At 75.6% G+C, this 2651-nt stretch carries 3 protein-coding genes; 1 reads left to right on the top strand and 2 read right to left on the bottom strand.

Annotated elements, in window-relative coordinates; all coding sequences use genetic code 11:
• Together L0B03_RS16270 and argC are read right to left on the bottom strand one after the other, a co-directional pair.
• On the bottom strand, positions 1 to 413 hold a 413-nt coding region (locus L0B03_RS16270), incomplete at its 3' end, for a bifunctional ornithine acetyltransferase/N-acetylglutamate synthase (RefSeq protein WP_250447818.1).
• Positions 410 to 1456 (bottom strand): N-acetyl-gamma-glutamyl-phosphate reductase, encoded by a 1047-nt coding sequence (argC, locus tag L0B03_RS16265; protein ID WP_250447816.1) that lies wholly within the window; start codon positions 1454 to 1456, stop codon positions 410 to 412. The genes argC and L0B03_RS16270, both read right to left, overlap by 4 nt.
• A gap of 91 nt (positions 1457 to 1547) precedes the next feature.
• On the opposite strand from argC, the gene L0B03_RS16260 reads away from it, so the two are divergent.
• The gene (locus L0B03_RS16260) at positions 1548 to 2528 is read left to right on the top strand and encodes a quinone oxidoreductase (RefSeq protein WP_250447814.1); all 981 of its coding nucleotides are present in this window, start codon (positions 1548 to 1550) and stop codon (positions 2526 to 2528) included.
• Positions 2529 to 2651 lie beyond the last annotated feature (123 nt).

The following is a 2651-nucleotide window of genomic DNA, read 5'->3' as shown; positions in this document are numbered from 1 at the left end:
GGCCCGCCGTCCCCCGCCAGGGCCGCCGTCGCCGCGTCTGCCCCGGCCAGCAGGCGGTCCATGGGCAGCCGCACGCCGATGAGCCCGGTCGAGCACACGAGCACGTCCCCGGCCGAGCAGCCGAGGCCCTCGGCCACGTGCTCGGCGGTGCGGTGCGTGTCGAGGAAGCCCTCGGGCCCGGTGCACGCGTTGGCCCCGCCCGAGTTGAGGACCACGGCGCGGGCCACACCGTCCCCGACGGCGACCCGCGACCACTGGACGGGGGCGGCCTGGACCCGGTTGGTCGTGAAGACGGCCGCCGCGGCCTGGACAGGGCCGTCGTTGACGACGAGGGCGACGTCCGGGGCCCCCGAGCTCTTGAGGCCGGCGGCGACCCCGGCCGCCCGGAACCCGGCGGGACCGGTGACGCTCACGGTGCTACTCCTTCGATCGGCAGGCCCAGCGTCTCGGGGAGACCGAGCGCGAGGTTCATCGACTGCACGGCGGCCCCTGCGGTGCCCTTGACCAGGTTGTCCAGGGCGCAGACGGTCACGACCCGGCCGGCGCGCTCATCGACGGCGACCTGCACGAGGGCCGTGTTGGCGCCGACGGTGGCCGCCGTCGAGGGCCACTGCCCCTCGGGCAGCAGCTCGACGAAGGGCTCGTCCGCATAGGCCTCGGCCCATGCGTCGCGGACGGCCGCGGGGTCGGTCCCGGGCACCAGGCGCGCGGTGGTCGTGGCGAGGATCCCGCGGGACATCGGGACGAGCGTCGGCGTGAAGGACAGTCCGACCGTCTCGGCGCCGACGGCCCGGAGGTTCTGCTCGATCTCGGGGATGTGGCGGTGCGTGCCCGCGACGGCGTAGGGCACTGCGGACCCGAGCCCCTCGGCCGCGAGGAGGTTCGCCCGCGTCGCCCGACCAGCCCCCGAGTAGCCGACGGCGAGGACAGCCACGAGGTCGGCGGTCTCGACGATGCCGCGGGCCACGCCCGGCTGGATCCCGAGGGTCACGGCCGTGACGTTGCACCCGGGCACCGCCACGCGGCGGGCTCCGAGGAGCTCCTCACGCTGGCGGGTCCCGTCGGCCCGGATCAGCTCGGGGAGCCCGTAGGGCCAGGTCCCGGCGTGCGCCGTGCCGTAGAAGGCTTCCCAGGCTGCGGGGTCGACCAGCCGGTGGTCCGCTGCGCAGTCCAGGACCAGTACCTCCTCGCCCAGCTCGGCGGCGACCGCGGCCGAGGCTCCGTGCGGCAGGGCGAGCACGACGACGTCGTGCCCCGCGAGGGTCGTGGCGCTCGTGGGCAGGATCTCGCGGTGGGCCAGGGAGCGGAGGTGAGGCTGGTGGTGCCCGAGGCGGTCCCCCGCGGAGGAGAAGGCCGTCACGGCCCCGACCTCGACCCCGGGGTGGGACGCGAGCAGGCGCAGCACCTCTCCCCCGGCGTACCCGCTCGCTCCGGACACGGCGACTGAGACTGACATGTGCATGAATATACACGCCACTGCATGACCGGGTGCCCCCGGGCGGGCGCGTGGTCCGGAATGCTCCCGCCGACCCGCGCGTTCTGCCAGCATGCGCGCGATCCGAGCCCTCCGAGCAGGCGGCCCCGAGGTCCTCGAGCTGGCCGACCTCCCGGAGGCGCCTCCCAGCCCCGGCACGGTCCTGGTCGAGGTGGCGGCGGCCGGGGTCAACTTCATCGACACCTACCGCCGGTCCGGCACCTACCCGATGCCCTACCCCCACGTCGTGGGCAGCGAGGGCGCCGGGACGGTCACCGCCGTCGGGGCCGAGGTCGAGGGCCTCGCGGTGGGCGACCGGGTGGCCTGGGTCGACGGCACCGCGGGCTCCTACGCCGAGCAGGTCGAGCTCGCCGCGCGGCACGCCGTCCCCGTACCGCACGCCGTGACCCTCGAGCAGGCTGCCGCCGTGATGCTCCAGGGCCTGACGGCGCACTACCTGGTCGACTCGACCTTCCCGGTGACCGCCGGCCAACGGCTCCTGGTCCACGCCGGGGCCGGTGGCGTGGGCCTGCTCCTGACGCAGCTCGCCGTCGCGCGTGGAGCCGTCGTCGTCACCACCGTCTCGACCGAGGAGAAGGCCGCGCTCTCCCGTGCGGCGGGGGCCAGCCACGTCATCCGCTACGACCAGCTCCGGGATCTCACCGAGGAGCTGCCCGTCCGGGTGCGCGAGCACGTCGGAGGGGTCGAGACGGTCTTCGACGGGGTCGGCGCGGCGACCTTCGACGGGTCTCTCGCGAGCCTGGTACCCCGGGGCGGCCTCGCACTCTTCGGGGGCTCCTCGGGACAGGTGGACCCGGTCGACCCCCAGCGGCTAGCCAGGGCCGGCTCGGTGTTCCTGACCCGACCGACCCTGGCGCACCACGTGGCCACCCGCGCCGAGCTCCTGCACCGCGCGGCGGCCGTCTTCGACGCCATGCTGCGCGGCTCCCTCGAGGTCAGGGTCGGCGCGACCCTCCCGCTCGCCGAGGCCGCCGAGGCCCACCGCCTGCTCGAGGGCCGGGGCAGCACGGGCAAGGTCCTCCTGGTGCCCTGAGGCGACGTGGCTGGCTGCCCCCTGCCGTTCCGGCCAGCGGAGGTCAGCCCGCAGAGGTCAGCCCGAGCCCGACGAGGTCGGCACGGTCAGCCGCGCAGGACCGCCCCGTGCCGACGTGCCGCC

This window comes from Actinotalea sp. C106 (genome assembly GCF_023630195.1).
Taxonomy (GTDB): Bacteria; Actinomycetota; Actinomycetes; order Actinomycetales; family Cellulomonadaceae; genus Actinotalea.
This window is presented reverse-complemented; position numbering and strand designations above follow the sequence as displayed.

Excerpts from the sequence above, each read along its gene's own strand:
- argC (WP_250447816.1), bottom strand. The coding sequence starts at position 1,456 with ATGTCAGTCTCAGTCGCCGTGTCCGGAGCGAGCGGGTACGCCGGGGGA.
- L0B03_RS16260 (WP_250447814.1), top strand. The coding sequence starts at position 1,548 with ATGCGCGCGATCCGAGCCCTCCGAGCAGGCGGCCCCGAGGTCCTCGAG.